Source organism: Prosthecochloris sp. (assembly GCA_015482705.2).
Lineage (GTDB): Bacteria > Bacteroidota > Chlorobiia > Chlorobiales > Chlorobiaceae > Prosthecochloris.
Genome location: JADMLA020000003.1, coordinates 44,550 through 62,687, shown reverse-complemented (window position 1 = coordinate 62,687; position 18,138 = coordinate 44,550). Strand labels below are relative to the sequence as shown.

Below are 18,138 nucleotides of genomic sequence, written 5' to 3'. Positions count from 1 at the left end.
CCCCTCGGCAATCTCGAAGATATTACCCTGCGGGCGATCAACACCCTGAAATCTGTCGATTCCATTGCATGTGAAGACACACGGCGGGCATCGATACTGTTGCGCCACATTGGCATCAGCGGGAAAAAACTCATCAGTTACCATGCATTCAACGAAGCAAAAGCGATCGCAAACATTCTCGATCTGCTCGAGAACCGCCTCGACGTCGCAGTCATTACCGACGCCGGTACGCCTGCGATCAGCGATCCCGGCTTTGCACTGGTTCGAAGAGCATATGAACTTCCTGCCAAGGTTATTCCGATTCCCGGCCCAAGCGCCGTAACCGCAGCTCTTTCGGCTTGTCCCCTGCCGGTACACAACTTTTTCTTTGCGGGGTTCCTGCCGCATAAAAAAGGTCGTACAAGCAAACTGGAATTTCTTGCCTCCATCGGCAGTACGGTTGTGTTTTATGAATCTCCGCACCGTATCATGAAACTCCTGAACGAAATCGATACTTATTTTCCAGGTTCGCACGTCTTCATTGCACGTGAAGTCACCAAACTGCACGAGGAATATCTTTGTGGGACTCCATCGGAAATGATCGATCGTTTCACAGGCGTGAAAGTAAGAGGAGAGTTTGTTGCAGTTGTTTATCCTAATGGAAAAGAGAACGGTAAAGGCAAAAGGGAGATAACTGAAGGCAAAGAGGAAAAATAACAAGTACGGTATCGGTTATGGTGATACTGGTTGTGAATCCTGAAAAAAGGAAACATACCACTCGTTTTATCTCAATAAACTCAATCAAACATGCAGATAATCAATGACCCGGCCCAGATGCAGAAAACCGCCGAAAGCCTCCGGCTGAGGCATCAGCTCATAGCTGTCGTCATGACTATGGGCGCCCTGCACGAAGGCCATCTGGGCCTCCTGAAGATAGCCAGGGAGAAAGCCGGCACGGTAATTCTCACCATCTTCGTCAACCCCCGCCAGTTCGGGCCCGATGAAGACTTTCACCGTTATCCCAGACCTTTTGAAAAAGACGCCGCCATGGCAAAAGCCGCGGGTGTCGATTACCTGTTTGCTCCTGACGCGGATTCGATGTATTCGGAAGGTTTCCAGACACAGGTCAATACAGGAGATGTCGCGAACCGGTTCGAAGGTGAGAAAAGACCCGGCCATTTCAACGGCATGGCAACCGTCGTCCTGAAACTGCTGATGATTTCCAAAGCCCATATCGCAATCTTCGGAGAAAAAGACGCCCAGCAGCTCGCAGTCATCAAACGCATGGTCAGGGATTTCAATATCGGTACGAGAATCATCGAAATACCGATCGTTCGAAATGAAGACGGGCTCGCTACAAGTTCCCGGAACATCTACCTTTCATCTCAAGAACGCCAACAGGCGACCGTACTCTATCAGGGTATTCTTCGCGCCAGGGAACTCGTTGCACAGGGAATGATCGAAACGGAAAAGATTCTCGAAGAGGTCACTGCCGTCATCCGTTCAGCCCCTGATGCAACGATCGACTATACCGGAATTGTCGATGCGGACAGCTTTGCTGAAACAGACATACTGCACCCGAACACACTTTATCGCCTCCTCCTCGCTGTCTGGATAGGCTCGACGAGACTTATAGATAACGGCATACTGGAACCTCTTGAGCAAAACACCGTACCGGATGCCTGAGTATGCCTTCACACATCTCTACTCCGATTTGTGCTGCAGCGGGGTAATCGTTCAAAACGAATTGCAGTATAATGGCAGAGGTAATTAACTCTCGACTAATTTCAAGAATATCGTATATTGAAAGATTGTTAATTTATCGTTTATCGACGTTGTGTACCGGCCCGACAAGGCTGAAGGGACAACCCGCTTTTTATATCCACTAATAACTGATGATTATTCCATGTTTATACGCAAAGCAATCGATCTGGAAGACGGGAAAACTATCACTATCGAAACCGGAAAAATGGCCAAACAGGCCGATGGAGCCGTTGTCGCAAGTATGGGTGACACCATGGTTCTTGCAACCGTGGTCTCCAGTAAAACTCCGCCGCCGCCAAATCAGGATTTCTTCCCTCTTCAAGTCGAGTATCGTGAAAAATACTCCGCAGCCGGAAAATTCCCGGGCGGCTTCATAAAACGTGAAGGCAGGCCCTCTGAAAAAGAGATCCTTTCCGCCCGCCTCATCGACCGCGCTCTTCGTCCGCTTTTCCCCGATGGTTATTATCAAGACACACAGATCATCATCTCGGTTATCTCCTCAGACCAGATTAACGACGCCGATGTGCTCGGCGGCATTGCCGCATCTGCAGCGATAATGGTTTCCGATATACCGTTTTCAAGCTCCATGTCGGAAGTTCGAGTTGGCAGGATCGACGGTGAGTACGTCATCAACCCGAATATCAATGAACTCTCCAGAAGCGACATCGATATCAGCATCGGTGGTACAGCCGACACAATCTGTATGCTTGAAGGCGAAATGAACGAGATATCCGAAACCGAAATGCTCGAAGCAATTCGTTTTGGACATGAAGCCATCAAAAAAATCTGTTCCTTACAGGACGAAATAGCTGCAGAAGTAGCAAAACCAAAACGCTCGTTCCTCCCGATCGCAGCTCCTGAAGATTTACAGGAAAGCATCGCGGAACTGTGTGCGGTTCCCCTGAAAGAACTTGCTTATATGCCTCTCTGCAAAGAGGAACGTGCAGAAAAAACCTCGGAGATATACAAAACCGTAACGCGAAAAATCCTTTCCCGTTACAAAGAAGAAATCACTGCCGATGATATCGCCGCCGATCCTGCAAAGGCACTTTATCTCAATGAACAGATTGTTTCAGGTCATATCCACGATATCGAGAAAAAAGTGATGCGCCACATGATTCTCGATGACGCCAAGCGCCTCGACGGCAGAACACTCGAAGAGGTCAGACCTATCAGTATCGAACTCGGTCTTATCCCCAGAGCACATGGTTCGGCGCTTTTCACCAGAGGCGAAACCCAGGCGCTCGTCACGCTGACACTGGGAACGAAAAAAGATGCTCAGAGTATCGATACCCTTATCGACGATACCGAAAAGAGGTTTATGCTGCACTACAACTTTCCACCTTTTTCAGTCGGTGAAACCGGACGTGTCGGAGGTGTCGGACGCCGAGAAATCGGCCATGGAAACCTTGCGGAAAGAGCGATCAAAAAAGTGGCACCTTCCGACACGGAATTCCCTTATACCATTCGTATCGTATCCGATATTCTCGAATCGAACGGCTCTTCATCCATGGCGTCCGTATGCGGTGGAACTCTCGCAGCAATGGACGGCGGCGTACCGCTCACGAAACCGGTATCCGGCATTGCCATGGGGCTGATCAAGGAAGGTGAACGGTATGCCGTTCTCTCCGATATTCTCGGTAACGAAGACCACCTTGGAGACATGGACTTCAAGGTAACCGGAACCAGAGACGGCATAACGGCATGTCAAATGGACATCAAGATCGATGGTCTTGATTATCATATTCTCGAACAAGCCCTCGAGCAGTCAAAGAAAGGGCGTTTGCACATCCTCGAAAAAATGACCGATGCTATTTCCGACCCGAGAGAGGAAATCGGCAGATATGCCCCTCGCCTTTCGACCATCCAGGTACCTGTAGATGCGATCGGTATGATCATCGGCAAGGGTGGCGAAACGATCAGAAGCATCACTGAAGAAACTGGTGCGGAAATCAATGTCGAAGACGACGGCACGGTTACCATTGCCGCACCGAACGGTGAAGGGGCATCTGCGGCGATCGAAACGATCAAGACACTCATCTCGAAACCGGAAGTCGGTCTGGTGTATTCCGGCAAGGTCCGCGACATACGAGAAGAACTGGGCGCATTTGTCGAGTTTCTCCCGAAAACCGATGGGCTCGTACACATCTCTGAAATTGCAAAAGAAAGAGTTTCGAAGGTGAGTGACTATCTGAAACCCGGAGACCGTATAAAAGTCAAGCTGATCGATATCCGTAAGGATCCCAGAACAGGCAAGACACGTTATGCACTATCCATGAAAGCACTGCTTGACGTTCCACCGGAATCCGAAAACGGTTCACCGGCACAGGGAGAGTAAAACAGTCGGCCCTCTGCATGAAACAGCGGGCAACACGAAACCTAAAGCTGTGCAACATTGGTGCACAGCTTTTTTTTCTGCCCGAAAAAACATCCTGCGGCTTTTTCATTTTCATGTGATTTTCTTTTCTTTGACCTGATCTGCAGGAAGCACAAACATATCCGAAAAAAAGCATGCGTTACGACTTTCCGACAATAGAGAAAAAATGGCAGGCGCACTGGGACGAACACCAGACCTTCCGTACCGAAAACACAGATGATAAACCCAAGTATTACGTCCTGGACATGTTTCCCTATCCGAGCGGTTCCGGACTGCACGTCGGACATCTTGAGGGATATACAGCAACGGATATCATCGCACGTTTCAAACGCAGCCAGGGACACAACGTTCTACACCCTATGGGATGGGACGCATTCGGACTACCTGCAGAGCAATTTGCGATCAAAACCGGTACTCACCCGAAAGTCATCACTGAAAAGAATGTCGCGAGCTTCAAGGAAACATTGCAGCGCATGGGTTTTTCTTACGATTGGAGCCGTGAAATCAACACGACCGACCCTGAATACTATACCTGGACACAGTGGATTTTCCTTCAGATGCTCGACCGTGGACTGGCTTATACAAGCGAGGTCGATGTCAACTGGTGCGAAGAACTCAAAACTGTCCTCGCGAATGAAGAAGTCGATGAGAAAATCGCCGACGGCTATACCGTAGTGCGGAAACCCCTTCGTCAGTGGATTCTGAAAATAACCGCTTACGCAGAACAACTGCTCGAAGACCTCGACGATGTCGACTGGCCTGAAAACGTCAAGCAGATGCAGCGCAACTGGATCGGACGATCGGAAGGTGTCGAAATTGATTTCGAACTCCCCTGCCACAAAACAACCATCAGGGTCTATACCACCCGGCCAGACACCCTTTTCGGAGCAACCTATGTGGTAATTTCTCCGGAACACCCGATGGCTGAAAAACTTGCAACTGCACCACAGCTTGTGGAAGTGAAACAATACATCGAGCAAGCGAAACTGAAAACAGAGCTCGAGAGAACCGGACTGCAGAAAGAAAAAACAGGGGTTTTTACCGGTTCATATGCTGTCAATCCTGCAAACGGGCAGGCCTTGCCTATCTGGATATCGGACTTCGTCCTCACCAGCTACGGTACGGGAGCAATCATGTCGGTGCCGGCTCATGACGGACGTGACTGGGAGTTTGCCAATAAATTCGGTCTTCCGATCGTCGAGGTCATCAAAAGCCCTCATGACGTTCAGGAAGCCGTTTTCGAAGAAAAAGGCAGTGTCTGTGTCAACTCTTCGAACGATGAAATCAGTCTCGACGGCCTGACGTTCGAAAACGCTTTCGGCGTCATGGCCGATTGGCTCGAAAAAAAGGCAAAGGGGAAAAGAACGGTCAATTACAAACTCCGCGACTGGATCTTCAGCCGGCAACGGTATTGGGGTGAACCGATACCTGTCAAACATTATGAAGATGGTGTACTGCGTCCTGAAACCGATCTTCCGCTCACCTTGCCCGACGTACAAGCCTATCAGCCGACAACCACCGGAGAATCTCCTCTCGCCAATATTTCCGAATGGCTCTACGGAACCGACGAAAACGGTACATTCAGACGTGAAACCAACACCATGCCGCAATGGGCAGGCAGTTGCTGGTACTATCTGCGTTTTATCGATCCGGTAAACACCGAAACCCTGGTCGACAGGGAAAAAGAGCGGTACTGGATGAACGTGGACCTTTATGTAGGCGGTGCGGAGCATGCGGTATTACACCTCCTCTATGCCCGATTCTGGCACAAGGTGCTCTATGACCTCGGAGTGGTCTCTACCAGAGAGCCGTTCCAAAAGCTGTTCAATCAGGGCATGATTCTCGGCGAAGACAATGAAAAGATGTCCAAATCTCGAGGCAACGTCATTCCGGCCGACCATGTCCTGAATGCATACGGTGCAGACGCGACACGCCTTTATGAAATGTTTCTCGGACCGCTTGAACAGGTTAAACCCTGGAACACCAATGGTATCGAAGGTGTAAGCCGCTTTCTCGCGAGAGTTTGGCGTCTGGTCTATCCAGAGCCGGAGAGCCTTGTCAGCATAACTGACACTCCCCTTTCACAAAATCTTGTGAGAACTATGCACAAGACGATAAAAAAGGTAACCGGAGATACCGGACAACTGAAATTCAATACGGCAATTGCCGAGATGATGGTCTTTGTCAATGAGCTTCACAAAGCGGAATGCAGAAGCAGAGAGGCTGTTGAAACACTTCTTTTGTTACTTTCACCCTATGCGCCCCACATTAGCGAAGAACTCTGGGAAGCGATCGGTCATACCTCCTCGATAACCAACGCCTCGTGGCCGGCTTACGATTCAGCTCTCGCTGCAGACGACGAAGTCACCATTGCCGTCCAGGTTAACGGGAAACTAAGGGGAACGGTAACCGCACCGGTAAAAACTTCGAAAGAAGTGTTACTTGAAAAAGCCCGAAACGACGAAACAGTTCAGAAATTCCTCAAGGAAACGACTGTAGTCAAGGAAATTGTCGTTCCCGACAGGCTGATCAATTTCGTCGTCAGACCGAAATAAAGAAAAAAGAGCAACTGTCGATAACGACAGTCACTGTTCAATAATCGCGAGCAGCCGGACCAGCTCCCGCAGTAAATCGCTGAGATTTCTTCCATACTCGTCGGACTGCTTCAGTTTTTGATGCAGGAGCTGTATCTGCTTGTTTTTTTCTTTCAGCATATCCTTCAATACGTCCACTTCCGCGAACCTTTTCCTGCCGATATTATCGGCACCTCTTGTATTACCGGGAGACATGGGAGTACGTTTTCGTTTGTTACCCAAAGCATGGATCCTCAGGTATCCCTCTCATTACCATGCAGATAAGCCCTGCGTTTCTGTATTTCCTGATGATACAACCGAAGGTAGTACTCGCTCTTCCCCTGAACCCCCATCCGCACCGCTTCTGGAGAAACCTTTTTCCCCCTGCGGGCTGATTCTTTTTCGGCAATAGCTTTCCATATCCCTTTCCAAGGAAGTTTTCGATGATCGATCCTTACCTCTTGTCCTTCCATATTTTTCGGTTTATTTTCCTTTATTTCTGTTTTCTGCTATAAACCTATTTCCGCTACAGCGGAAATATACAAAAAAAATTCATCATGGCGGATAAAAGCACCCATTTCGGGAAATGCTTGAAACACATCCGTAAGTCAGAACAGCTTACTCTTCAAAGCCTTGCAGATAAGCTTGGCATATCGAAAAGCTTTATCAGCGAAGTTGAACGGGGAGAAAAGGAACCCGGCTATAAACTCATAAAATCGCTAAAGCGGACATACCCCGAATTGAACCTCAATTATCTGATAGGAGAAGAGGATGAATCACATGGGGCAGAGAGGCTCGATCTTCTGGAACAACGTGTAAACCATCTATTGGACATCGTTCAGGAATACCCGGCAAAATATGGATTCCGGGACACCGTGCGGATACCTCTCGGCGGTAAAGAAAAAACAGAATACATAACCCTGCCGTCGATGCTTGCCAAGTACAACAGCTCTCTGGCGTTCTACTCGGCAAAGGCCTTTCCCCCAAAGATCGCCAAAGGCGATATCGTGATAGCTGCACCTGAAATCGAGCTGAACGATCAGGAACTTGTTCTGCTGTCGAGCGATAACCGCCAATTCCTCGCTCGAACACACCGTAAGGAAAACAATTTACTGCTGACCGACGATGCTGGTCAGGAAATCACAGTGAGAACCGCACGCAATGAGAAGAAAATCCTCGGTATCGTGTACATGATCATCAAATCGCTTCATTGAACCCCTCTCATCTCCATCATCGAAGAAACGATCAAATGAATAGAACAATCGACTTGCCTGCAGACCGCTTTTTTTCGTATAATGTTTTTTTTGGTTTTCTGCACGAATATATTCCTGTAAATACATCTCGGGAAAAACCGTTTTGAAGCAAACACTATCTCGCTTTTTTACCAGCCGGAGCTCCATGCCCTTTCCCAAATAACCAATTTGCGCTTTTCATACACGTGAGGGGGATAATCCCTATTTGTCAACTTAAAATCTGGTATAATGGCTAAGGAACGAAAACAATCAAGTCAAACAACAGCCGATCAAGAGTCAATCAGTTCAGTTTTGTCGGAAAAAAGAAAATTTCCTCCTCCTCCCGATTTTTCAGAAAAAGCCCACATCTCCTCGATGGAGGAATATGAAAAGCTCTACAACGAAGCCGCTGATGATCCAGAAAAATATTGGGAAGGGATAGCCGATAGTTTTTACTGGGACAAAAAATGGGACAGCGTCCTTGAATGGAAATCACCTTACGCAAAATGGTTCAATGGCGGCACGACGAACGTCTGCTATAACGCCGTAGACCGGCATGTAAACAGCTGGCGGAAAAACAAGGCCGCGATTATCTGGGAGGGGGAAGAAGGCGAACAGCGCGTCCTCACCTACGGGGAGCTGCACCGTCAGGTCAGCAAGTTTGCCAATGTCCTGAAAATAGCCGGCATCAAACCCGGTGACAGGGTTGCCATTTATATGGGCATGGTTCCTGAACTGGCCATCGCAGTTCTCGCCTGTGCCAGAGTTGGCGCGGTTCATAACGTTATTTTCGCCGGTTTTTCCGCTCACGCCATTACCGAAAGAGTAAACGATTCCAGAGCGAAACTCATTATTTGCGCAGACGGAACAAAAAGGCGGGGCAAAACCATCAACCTCAAGGGAATCGTCGACGAAGCCATAGTCGATACACCCTCGGTCCGCAGTGTCATCGTCCTGAAAGTCACCAATGAAGATGTGCACATGCATGATGGTATGGACCACTGGTGGCATGATCTCATGGGACTGGCTCTCGACCATAACGACCCCGATTTTGTGGACGCCGAGCACCCTCTTTTCATTCTCTATACAAGCGGATCGACAGGCAAACCGAAAGGAATCCTCCATACCACAGGCGGCTACATGGTCCATGCCGCAAATTCCTTCAAGTATGTTTTCGACATCAAGGACGACGACATCTACTGGTGCACCGCCGATGTCGGCTGGATCACAGGGCATAGCTACCTGGTGTACGGTCCTTTGCTGAACGGGGCCACCATCATGATGTACGAAGGTGCTCCGAACTATCCGCAGTGGGATCGTTTTTGGGATATCGTCAATCGCCACAAAATCACGATACTCTATACCGCACCAACCGCAATCCGCGCATTTATCCGGGCAGGAGACGAGTGGGTCACCAAACATGATCTGAGCTCCCTGCGGCTACTCGGGACGGTAGGCGAACCGATCAACCCGAAAGCCTGGATGTGGTACCACACGGTAATAGGCAAAGAGAAATGCCCGATTGTAGACACATGGTGGCAAACCGAAACCGGCGGAATTCTTGTTTCGCCTCTTCCGGGCGCCACTCCGACCAAACCGGGTACGGCGACAAGACCGCTTCCGGGAATCATGGTCGATGTCGTCCGCAAAGACGGCACCTCCTGCGAACCCAACGAAGGTGGTTACCTGGTCATCAAAAAACCCTGGCCGTCGATGCTTCGCACCATATACGGTGACAACAAGCGTTATGAAGACACCTATTGGTCCGAGTTCAAGGACATGTACTTTACCGGTGACGGCGCCCGTAAAGACGAAGACGGTTACATCTGGATCATGGGACGAGTCGATGACGTCGTCAACGTTTCAGGACACCGCCTCGGAACCAGTGAGGTAGAAAGCGCTCTCGTCGCTCATGAAGCTGTTGCCGAAGCGGCAGTCGTAAGCCGCCCGGATGAAATCAAGGGTAACGCACTCATCGCATTTGTCACACTCAAGGATGAATACGAAGGGGATATGAAACTCCGCGAAGACCTCCGGAACCATGTTTCCAGAGAAATCGGCCCTATCGCCAAACCCGATGAAATTCGGTGGGCAAAAGGATTGCCTAAAACAAGAAGCGGCAAGATCATGCGGCGTTTGCTCCGCGAGCTTGCTTCGACAAAAGAAATCAAGGGTGATGTCACAACGCTCGAAGATTTCGGAGTACTCGAACAACTCCGGGAACAGGAGGAAGAAGACTAATAAGCTCATTTGTCTTCAGTTCGACACTACGAGGCTGCCTCAAAAGGGCAGCCTCTCTTATTTTGAGCAGGCATTCGCTTTTAAAACCACTGCTTCATGCAGCACCCTCCACCTCCTCTTTCCCTGTCATCTTCGGGTTTGACCCATGCAACCCAAAACATCTATTTCACGCACGGTGCGGCGTGATTTCCCTCTCCCGGTCATCCCCGGACAAGCGAAGCGCGGACCCGGGGATCCATGAGCGTCCCCGCTCTTCAACTATGGACACCGCATCGAGTGCGGCATGACTTCTCTTTTCCAGTCATCCTCGGGCTTGACCCGGGGATCCATCTTCTTCTGAAAATCTTCATGGATACCACTTCACGTCCTGCTTGACGCCTTTCGCCCAGCCATTCTCCAGCATGGCCCTCCTCTCCCGGTCATCCCCGGGCAAGCGAAGCGCGGACCCGGGGATCCATGAGCGTCCCCGCTCTTCACTATGGACACCGCATCGAGTGCGGCATGACTTTGAGGAGGATTGGATGCCGCTTCACTCCGTGTAATAAAAAAATAGCATTATACAAGGCGGGCATGACTTCAGAAAGTTTGATGCTGCATCCCGGTGAAACTCGGTCTTCTCTTTCACTGTTCGTGGTATGTTATGCCGAACCATAATCGCGAGGCTCTCGCGGTTATGTTTCTGAGACCGCCTCTTTTTTTATATTTTCTTTACAACACCTGAAAACAAAAAACCCCCTGTCATGAAACACCCTCTCTGCATCATTGTGCTTATCGTTGGTTTCAGCCTGGCATTCTTCGGGTGTACGGCTGACAAAGGAACAGAACAGGAACAAACGCTCTCAAAGGAGCAGCGGCAGGCACGTATCGACCCCTGTGAGCTCATTACGCAATCCGACGCCGAATCATTACTCGGAGAACCTGTCAAAGCAGCGGAAAAGAGCGAACAACAGGTTGTCGGCATGAAACTCTGTATGTACAACCCCGCCGACGAAACATCCGAGTCATTTCTCCAGGTAATGCTTACCCAGCAAGCCTTCATGAAACCCGATGGCGTTCCTCCTTCCGATATCTTCCACTCCATCAAAGAAGCACAGAGCGAAGGAAGAACCGACCTTGAAGGTTTTGGAGGTGAAGCATTCATCGCAACCGGAGGAATCTATATCCTTATTGACGAATATTACATTTCCATCGGAGCAGGAAACACCGACCGACCACAAATACGCGAGCGCTTGAAAGCAGCTGGAAAAACTGCGGTCGATAATCTCGCAACCTTGCGATAAACGAAAACACGGAACCAGCACCCATGTTCAGTGGAAAATACATACGGCTGCGTCGGCTGGCGGAAAATGATGTTGACATCATTTTTTCACATTGGAACAATTACGAGCTCCGTCAATACCTTCCCTCACCCCTGCCATCTTCTCGAGAGGACCTGACAGAACTCGTTCTGGAAAAAGACAAGTGCTTCAGGGAACGGAACGAATTTTTCTTCGGTATAGAGGAATGTTGTACGAACAAGGAACTTATCGGTGTCGTAAACATTGAATCGATAAGCTGGATAAGCCGACATGCGTTTATCGGGTCATTCTGTATTTTCAAACCCTCAATGAGAGGAAAAGGATATGGCAAAGATGCCATGCTGACTCTTCTTGACTTTGCGTTCAACGTTATCGACCTCCATGTCATCGCGCTCATGGTTGAGTCATACAATAAGCAAGCGATAGGTCTTTTCGAAGATTGTTGCTTCACAAACCGTGGCACGATGCGCGAACGTGCATACCGGAACGGTAAACGTTGTGATGTAACGATGATGGATGTGCTGAAAAATGATTTCATCGACCGTTACGGAATTCTGCCAAAAGGAGAGAATGTTTTTTAATCCCGATGGAATTGTTGAGTTGCTGAGCTGTTACAACGTATAGGTACCTATAAGTCCCATAGCATCTATAACACAGAATGAAGAAAAAGATCCTTTAAAAAAGGCTCTTCTATTCATTATCGCGAGCGTCATCATTACTGCGTTGGGCACTGCTCAAAACGGGTATTTTGTTCAAGATCAAGGCGTGTTCACAAGCCGAAGCGGAGCGTATGTTTAATACGTGAGCATCGGAAGTGTGAACAGAACGCAGAGGTTGGGCAATAGATCCGTTTTGAGCGGCGCCCTAAGGTTTACAGATCTTACATGGCCTGTATCCGGCTTCAAGAGCGCTCTGCCTTGTATGGAATAACGCAGTGCATTTCGAGCAGTTGTAGTGGCGGCAGCCGACCCGGTGAAAAACTTTGCTTGTTGTATTACCATGAAAAACAGATGCACCGCTTTCAGCGGCAATGGACGTCGGCATGGCCAGTATCAATAGTACCAGCCATGCTGCAACAACATCAGCTTTCAGTGTTTTTTCCATCTAACAGCCTTTTTTTACCATCCGGAACAGTGGAGCCTTACGGGTTCAATTTCCAGATCGTGAACGTAAGGTACGATGCAAAACTCACCCATAGCAAGTAGGGAATCAGAAGATAGGCTGCTGTTGTGGAAACAGCGCTGAAAAGTATGATCGTCAGCACTATCGACAACCAGAGTGCGACAATTTCCAAAAATCCACCAAGAGGTGACTGCAATCCGAAAAACATCGCTGACCACCCGAAATTCAGGTAGAGTTGAACGAAGAAAACAATCAATGCAGCAGCCACACCCGGTTTGTCGAGACCATCCTTGATAACCAGTGAAAGGGATACTCCCATAAGAATGAACAGTACCGTCCATACAGGAGCAAAAAGCCAGTCAGGAGGGTTCCACGATGGCTTCTTCAACACAGAATAGTACCACTCCGACCCCTGTTGCGGGGTAAACGCGCTGCCTGCAAAAGCGATGAGCATACAAAGACCGATACAGGCAATGAGCTCGACTGGATTGACATTCATAAGAGTATTTGTTTGGTTCTTTCGAAATGTTGCCGATCAATGTATTTCACTATGTAAGCATAAAATAGCGCAATAAGTTTCAACTACAGAAAAGAGAATCCCTCCGACAACACCCTGGTATAGGTATTCGACAATAGTCCTGACATAATGTATATTGTCACGCGCTCGAGAAGGAATCCAGCCTGTTCCTGAAAAACAACAGGCCAATAAACCCGTAATGACAGTATCATGAACAGAGAGCTTGAAACAGCCATAAACGCAGCAAAGGAAGCCGGCAACATCGCCATTCAAACGTTTGGTGAACTCGACCTGGCAAAGATACACCCCAAGGATTACAAGGATTTCGTCACCGAAGTCGATAGCGCCTGCGAACAACGGATTGTTTCAGCTATTACTTCAGCGTTTCCCGATGACAGCATGTTGTGTGAAGAAGGGAGTACTGCAAACGGAACTTCCGGCAGAAAATGGATCGTCGACCCTCTCGACGGAACCTTGAATTTCATACACTCCTTTCCCGTTTTCTCAATCAGCATCGCTCTTTGCGACAGCAAGAACGATCTTGTGACCGGTGTTGTTTATCAACCTGTCCTCGATGAGCTCTTCACTGCAGAAAAGGGAAAAGGGGCCAGTCTCAACGGAAACCCCATTCATGTATCTTCGCGCAACGACCCAGAGCACTTTCTCATAGCGACCGGTATCCCCTTCAAGGAATACCATTATCTCGAATCATATGTCTCGATGCTTAAAGATGTCATTCATGATTCAGCCGGTATCCGAAGGGCGGGATCTGCGGCGATAGACCTTGCCTACACTGCCTGCGGCCGGTTCGACGCATTCTGGGAGTACAAACTCTTTCCCTGGGACTATTCCGCCGGAGTACTTCTTGTAAGAGAAGCCGGTGGAATTGTCACCAGCTTCAGCGGTAACGGCGATGTCAGTGCACACCACAGCATCGTTGCAGGCAATCCCGTCACTCATCCGCTCATTCTTGAAAAAGCGAAGAAACATTTTCATGAACACCTGTGAAGTGCTGAGTGCTGAGTGACGAGTGACGAGTGACGAGTGACGAGTGACGAGTGACGAGTGACGAGTGACGAGTGACGAGTGACGAGTGACGAGTGCTACGGTGAAGATAGAAAATGTCATCCTCGGGCAAGCGGAGCGCGACCCGGGGATCCACCTTTCCATGAACGCCACCACGCATGCCGCATCGAGTGCGGCATGACTTCCCTCCATTACCGATTACCCATTACCTACGACCCATTATCCATTGCCTACGGACCCATCCCCCTTCCGCCCCCTGCCTTGTAACCCGATTATTTGAATGGTTGTACAGCTTTGTTATCTTAGGGGTCGTGCTCAGACATCCTAAGCGAGAAACTCGTCAGGATGTCTGTTTTTTGGCATTGTATTTCGTTCACACATTTCCGGTTAACACTTTCGGCCGGATCAACAGTCAGGAAATGCTCATTCATCAAAGAACACTCGGGAAAGAAATATCCCTTCAAGGTACCGGCTTGCATACCGGCCAGGATTGCATGATAACCTTCAAGCCTGCACCTGTAGATTACGGTTACCGGTTTGTAAGAACCGATATTGAAAACTGCCCTGAAATACCGGCGGTAATCGACAATGTCGTCGATGTCTGCAGAGGCACGACCATTGAATTCGAAGGCAACAAGATATATACAACCGAACATGTGCTGGCTGCTCTTTACGGGCTGCAGATAGATAACTGCCGGATAGAAATCGACGGTCCCGAGCCCCCTGTCATGGACGGCAGCTCGATACACTTTGCCGAAGCTCTTTTTTCAGCGGGCCTTGTCGAACAGGAAGAACCGAAAAACTATCTGGTGATAGACGAAACGATAGAGTATCATGATTCCGAAAAAAACGTCGACATCGTAGCTCTGCCGCTTGACAACTTCAGAGCCACCGTGATGGTTGACTATAAAAACCCGGCTCTTGGGTCCCAGCATTCAGGACTTTTCGATCTCGAAACCGAGTTCCTGAAGGATTTCGCACCCTGCCGCACCTTCTGTTTTCTCAGTGAGGTCGAAGCTCTCGCAAATATTGGAATCATCAAGGGCGGTGATCTCGATAACGCAATCGTCATCGTGGATAAAAAATTATCCGAAGACGAATTGAAAACGTTAGCCGACAAAATCGGTGTAGACAGCTCACAACTTGCCCTTGGAAAAAACGGCATTCTCAACAACCGCGAACTGCGCTTTAAAAACGAGCCGGCCCGTCATAAACTGCTTGATCTTATCGGCGATATAGCACTGCTCGGCATGCCTATAAAAGCGCAAGTGCTCGCAGCAAGGCCCGGCCACGCATCAAATGTCGAATTTGTCAAACAGTTGAAAAAATATGCCGACCGAAACAAACTTGCCCGCAAGTTTCAGCATGAAAAGAAGTCCGGAGTCATCTTCGATATCAATGCCATTCAGAAAATTCTGCCCCATCGATACCCGTTTCTCCTGATCGACAAAATTGTTGAATTCAAACTCGACGAAAAAATAGTATCGATCAAGAACGTCACAGCGAATGAACAATTTTTCCAGGGACATTTCCCCGGCAATCCCATCATGCCCGGAGTGTTGATTGTCGAAGCTATGGCTCAGACCGGTGGCATCATGATGCTAAATGGTAACGACAACATCAACGACATGCAGGTTTATTTCATGGGAATCGACAAAGCACGGTTCAGGAAACCCGTCATTCCAGGTGATACCCTGGTTATCGAAGCGGTCATGAAAAGCCGGCGCCGCAGTGTCTGCCAGTTCGATGCAAAAGCCTACGTTCGCGGTGATCTTGTTTGCGAAGCCTCACTCATGGCTACCGTCGTTGAACAAAAATAACTGAAGCAATCCGAAGTGAACCGACAGCAGGGGATCAGGAGACAAGGCCTGAATCTCTCCCCTGCTGAATACGGTAGAACCGCAGGCAGTACTGTATAAAAGACATAAACAGCATCACAACCGATAGGTACATAAAAACCTCCTGCACAGGATAACGGTCAAAAAACGGATGTGGCCAGACCATGGTGAAAAACATCATGGAAACAAAACCAACAGCCCATTTGCCGGGCCATAGTGACGTTGTAATGACTTTGTGATGATGCTTTACATATGCTGCTCCGAGAAAAATCAGCAAATCCCTGATAACGACAAAAACAACGAACCATACAGGCAGTTCACCGATTGCCATGAAATAAATCGCCACTGCTGCGAGACAAAGCTTGTCGGCAAGAGGATCGAGAATTTTACCCATATCGGACACCTCGTTCGTCCAGCGAGCGGTCTGACCGTCGAACCAGTCACTCAACACCGCGATAACGAGTATTGTGTTCGCGATCCAGATATCCCCTTTATCGAAGTAATAGATAAAAAAAGGAATAAGAAGGATCCTGAGAAAACTCAAAGAATTCGGCAGATTGATGATGTGGCCTTTCACAGCTTTTTTTCAAAAATTGCTAGTAACATCTCATAACACCATATCGGGATTTGCTTTCACAAACTCGGACCAGCTGCTTTTACGCAAGGAGGCACCTGTATTGCCGTTCCGGCCAGACACCGGCCCCCTCTCACACAACAGGTCACAGAGAGCGATCCCCAATGCGTCGGAAATATCATGAGGTTTTATCGGGTCAGAGATTTTGAGAAAATGCCGAGCCATATAAGCAACCTGCTCTTTGCTGGCGCCTCCTCTCCCGGTCAGAATCTGTTTTACCTCACGAGGAGCGTACTCATGCAGTTGCACCCCTTTATTCATGGCAAGAGCCACAATGGCCCCTCTCACTTGCCCAAGTTTTAGAGCAGACTGAGCGTTGCGGTTCACATACGCTGTCTCGAGAGCCAGCCTCGCTGGCCTGTTTACCGATATGAGTGCATCGAGCTCATCGTATATTATTTTTATCCGTTCCGGGATGCTCTGCCTGGAACTCAGCCGAATGATCCCGCAGTCGATGAGGGAAAACGAATCTTTTTCACCTCTGACAATACCGTAACCGGTCCGTACACTGCCGGGATCAACCCCGATAACCATCATTGCCATACGCTCTGGGATTGCTCAAGCATACCTTGCCATAGCGAGAATACAAGTAAGCCGGACAAGTAGTGCTGAATGTTCACCCTCTCGTTTTTCAGGAGTCGAGACTGTTCATTGCCTGCTCACTGATCTCAAGATTACTGTAAACCGCCTGAACATCATCACAGTTTTCAAGTGCATCGATAAGCTTCATGGCTTTGACGGTTTCATCAGGTTCCGGTTCAACGAAATTATCCGGAATCATATCCATCTTCGCATTGTCATAGGCAATACCGGCCTGGTCCAGCGCCTGTTTTGCAGATTCGAGATCCTTTACGTCGACAATCACGTTGCAATAATTCTCATCATCACAGTCAAGTTCTTCGAGACCGGCATCGAGAAGCACCTCCATAAGCATCTCCTCGTTCGCCGCAGCCTTGGCAACGTCAATACTGCCTTTTCTCTGAAACATCCAGCTGACGCTTCCGTTTTCACCGAGCGAACCATTATGACGATTTATCGCATGTCTGATGTCGGCAACAGTCCTGTTGCGGTTATCCGTAGCGGTTTCAATGATGATAGCAATACCGCCCGGGCCATAACCCTCATAGGTTATTTCTTCATAAACTGCCCCATCGAGCTCTCCGGTACCTTTCTTGATAGCCCGCTGAATATTCTCATGAGGCATTGAATTGGCCTTTGCAGTATCGATAGCAAGGCGCAGCCGGGGATTGCCTCCCGGATCTCCACCGCCGGTTTTCGCCGCAATGGTGATCTCACGCACCAGCTTGGTGAATAAATTACCTCTTTTCTGATCTGTTGCGGCCTTCTTTCTTTTAATCGTCGACCATTTACTGTGTCCAGACATAATGAATACGTGCTAATTGAAACAGGAAAATAACCGTTTATGATAATAGATTTATTTTCTTTAACCTAAGCTGATCACCCAATCCGAAAAGTATCATATCGTTTTTCGGACAGGTACGAATACCGTTCAAGGTACCCTAGTGTCATACCAAGT

17 protein-coding genes are annotated in these 18,138 nt (G+C 48.7%); 10 read left to right on the top strand and 7 right to left on the bottom strand.

Going from position 1 to position 18,138, the window contains the following annotated elements; all coding sequences use genetic code 11:
• The 4 genes from rsmI to leuS form a co-directional block, all read left to right on the top strand.
• On the top strand, window positions 1-696 hold a 696-nt coding region (gene rsmI, locus QZ209_RS00450), incomplete at its 5' end, for a 16S rRNA (cytidine(1402)-2'-O)-methyltransferase (protein WP_294343297.1).
• 90 nt (window positions 697-786) lie between these two features.
• On the top strand, window positions 787-1,665 hold the full coding sequence (gene panC / locus QZ209_RS00445; RefSeq protein WP_294343295.1) for a pantoate--beta-alanine ligase: 879 nt from the start codon (window positions 787-789) through the stop codon (window positions 1,663-1,665).
• Window positions 1,666-1,885: 220 nt separating this feature from the next.
• Window positions 1,886-4,081, top strand: a complete 2,196-nt coding sequence (locus QZ209_RS00440; RefSeq protein ID WP_294343291.1) for a polyribonucleotide nucleotidyltransferase — start codon at window positions 1,886-1,888, stop codon at window positions 4,079-4,081.
• 173 nt (window positions 4,082-4,254) lie between these two features.
• Complete coding sequence (leuS, locus tag QZ209_RS00435; protein WP_294343287.1) at window positions 4,255-6,675, top strand: leucine--tRNA ligase; 2,421 nt, start codon at window positions 4,255-4,257, stop codon at window positions 6,673-6,675.
• A 30-nt stretch (window positions 6,676-6,705) separates the two neighbouring features.
• On the opposite strand, the gene QZ209_RS00430 is transcribed toward leuS, so the two are convergent.
• Both QZ209_RS00430 and QZ209_RS00425 read right to left on the bottom strand, forming a co-directional pair.
• Entirely contained in the window at window positions 6,706-6,909 is a 204-nt protein-coding gene (locus tag QZ209_RS00430) for a hypothetical protein (protein WP_294343282.1), read from the bottom strand.
• 38 nt (window positions 6,910-6,947) lie between these two features.
• Complete coding sequence (locus QZ209_RS00425; RefSeq protein WP_294343279.1) at window positions 6,948-7,166, bottom strand: hypothetical protein; 219 nt, start codon at window positions 7,164-7,166, stop codon at window positions 6,948-6,950.
• An 84-nt stretch (window positions 7,167-7,250) separates the two neighbouring features.
• On the opposite strand from QZ209_RS00425, the gene QZ209_RS00420 reads away from it, so the two are divergent.
• From QZ209_RS00420 to QZ209_RS00405, 4 genes are all read left to right on the top strand, one after another.
• Window positions 7,251-7,907, top strand: a complete 657-nt coding sequence (locus QZ209_RS00420) for a helix-turn-helix transcriptional regulator (RefSeq protein WP_294343278.1) — start codon at window positions 7,251-7,253, stop codon at window positions 7,905-7,907.
• 267 nt (window positions 7,908-8,174) lie between these two features.
• Window positions 8,175-10,166, top strand: a complete 1,992-nt coding sequence (gene acs / locus QZ209_RS00415) for an acetate--CoA ligase (RefSeq protein WP_294343274.1) — start codon at window positions 8,175-8,177, stop codon at window positions 10,164-10,166.
• A 740-nt stretch (window positions 10,167-10,906) separates the two neighbouring features.
• The gene (locus tag QZ209_RS00410; RefSeq protein ID WP_294343271.1) at window positions 10,907-11,446 is read left to right on the top strand and encodes a hypothetical protein; all 540 of its coding nucleotides are present in this window, start codon (window positions 10,907-10,909) and stop codon (window positions 11,444-11,446) included.
• Window positions 11,447-11,469: 23 nt separating this feature from the next.
• On the top strand, window positions 11,470-12,045 hold the full coding sequence (locus tag QZ209_RS00405) for a GNAT family protein (RefSeq protein ID WP_294343268.1): 576 nt from the start codon (window positions 11,470-11,472) through the stop codon (window positions 12,043-12,045).
• 283 nt (window positions 12,046-12,328) lie between these two features.
• Here the strand turns inward: QZ209_RS00405 and QZ209_RS00400 are convergent, their stop codons facing one another.
• Together QZ209_RS00400 and QZ209_RS00395 are read right to left on the bottom strand one after the other, a co-directional pair.
• Window positions 12,329-12,568, bottom strand: a complete 240-nt coding sequence (locus QZ209_RS00400) for an Ada metal-binding domain-containing protein (RefSeq protein ID WP_294343265.1) — start codon at window positions 12,566-12,568, stop codon at window positions 12,329-12,331.
• Between the two features lie 37 nt (window positions 12,569-12,605).
• Window positions 12,606-13,085, bottom strand: coding sequence for a TspO/MBR family protein (locus tag QZ209_RS00395; protein ID WP_294343262.1), 480 nt, complete (start codon window positions 13,083-13,085; stop codon window positions 12,606-12,608).
• A 228-nt stretch (window positions 13,086-13,313) separates the two neighbouring features.
• On the opposite strand from QZ209_RS00395, the gene QZ209_RS00390 reads away from it, so the two are divergent.
• Both QZ209_RS00390 and QZ209_RS00385 read left to right on the top strand, forming a co-directional pair.
• Window positions 13,314-14,111, top strand: coding sequence for an inositol monophosphatase family protein (locus QZ209_RS00390; protein WP_294343259.1), 798 nt, complete (start codon window positions 13,314-13,316; stop codon window positions 14,109-14,111).
• Between the two features lie 437 nt (window positions 14,112-14,548).
• Window positions 14,549-15,949, top strand: coding sequence for a bifunctional UDP-3-O-[3-hydroxymyristoyl] N-acetylglucosamine deacetylase/3-hydroxyacyl-ACP dehydratase (locus QZ209_RS00385; protein ID WP_294343256.1), 1,401 nt, complete (start codon window positions 14,549-14,551; stop codon window positions 15,947-15,949).
• 34 nt (window positions 15,950-15,983) lie between these two features.
• On the opposite strand, the gene QZ209_RS00380 is transcribed toward QZ209_RS00385, so the two are convergent.
• From QZ209_RS00380 to QZ209_RS00370, 3 genes are all read right to left on the bottom strand, one after another.
• Window positions 15,984-16,544 carry a CDP-alcohol phosphatidyltransferase family protein gene (locus tag QZ209_RS00380; protein ID WP_294343253.1) on the bottom strand — a complete coding sequence of 187 codons (561 nt, stop codon included), beginning with the start codon at window positions 16,542-16,544 and terminating at the stop codon, window positions 15,984-15,986.
• Between the two features lie 30 nt (window positions 16,545-16,574).
• On the bottom strand, window positions 16,575-17,138 hold the full coding sequence (gene ruvC / locus QZ209_RS00375; protein ID WP_294343316.1) for a crossover junction endodeoxyribonuclease RuvC: 564 nt from the start codon (window positions 17,136-17,138) through the stop codon (window positions 16,575-16,577).
• A gap of 94 nt (window positions 17,139-17,232) precedes the next feature.
• Window positions 17,233-17,985, bottom strand: a complete 753-nt coding sequence (locus QZ209_RS00370) for a YebC/PmpR family DNA-binding transcriptional regulator (protein ID WP_294343250.1) — start codon at window positions 17,983-17,985, stop codon at window positions 17,233-17,235.
• Between the last annotated feature and the right edge of the window lie 153 nt (window positions 17,986-18,138).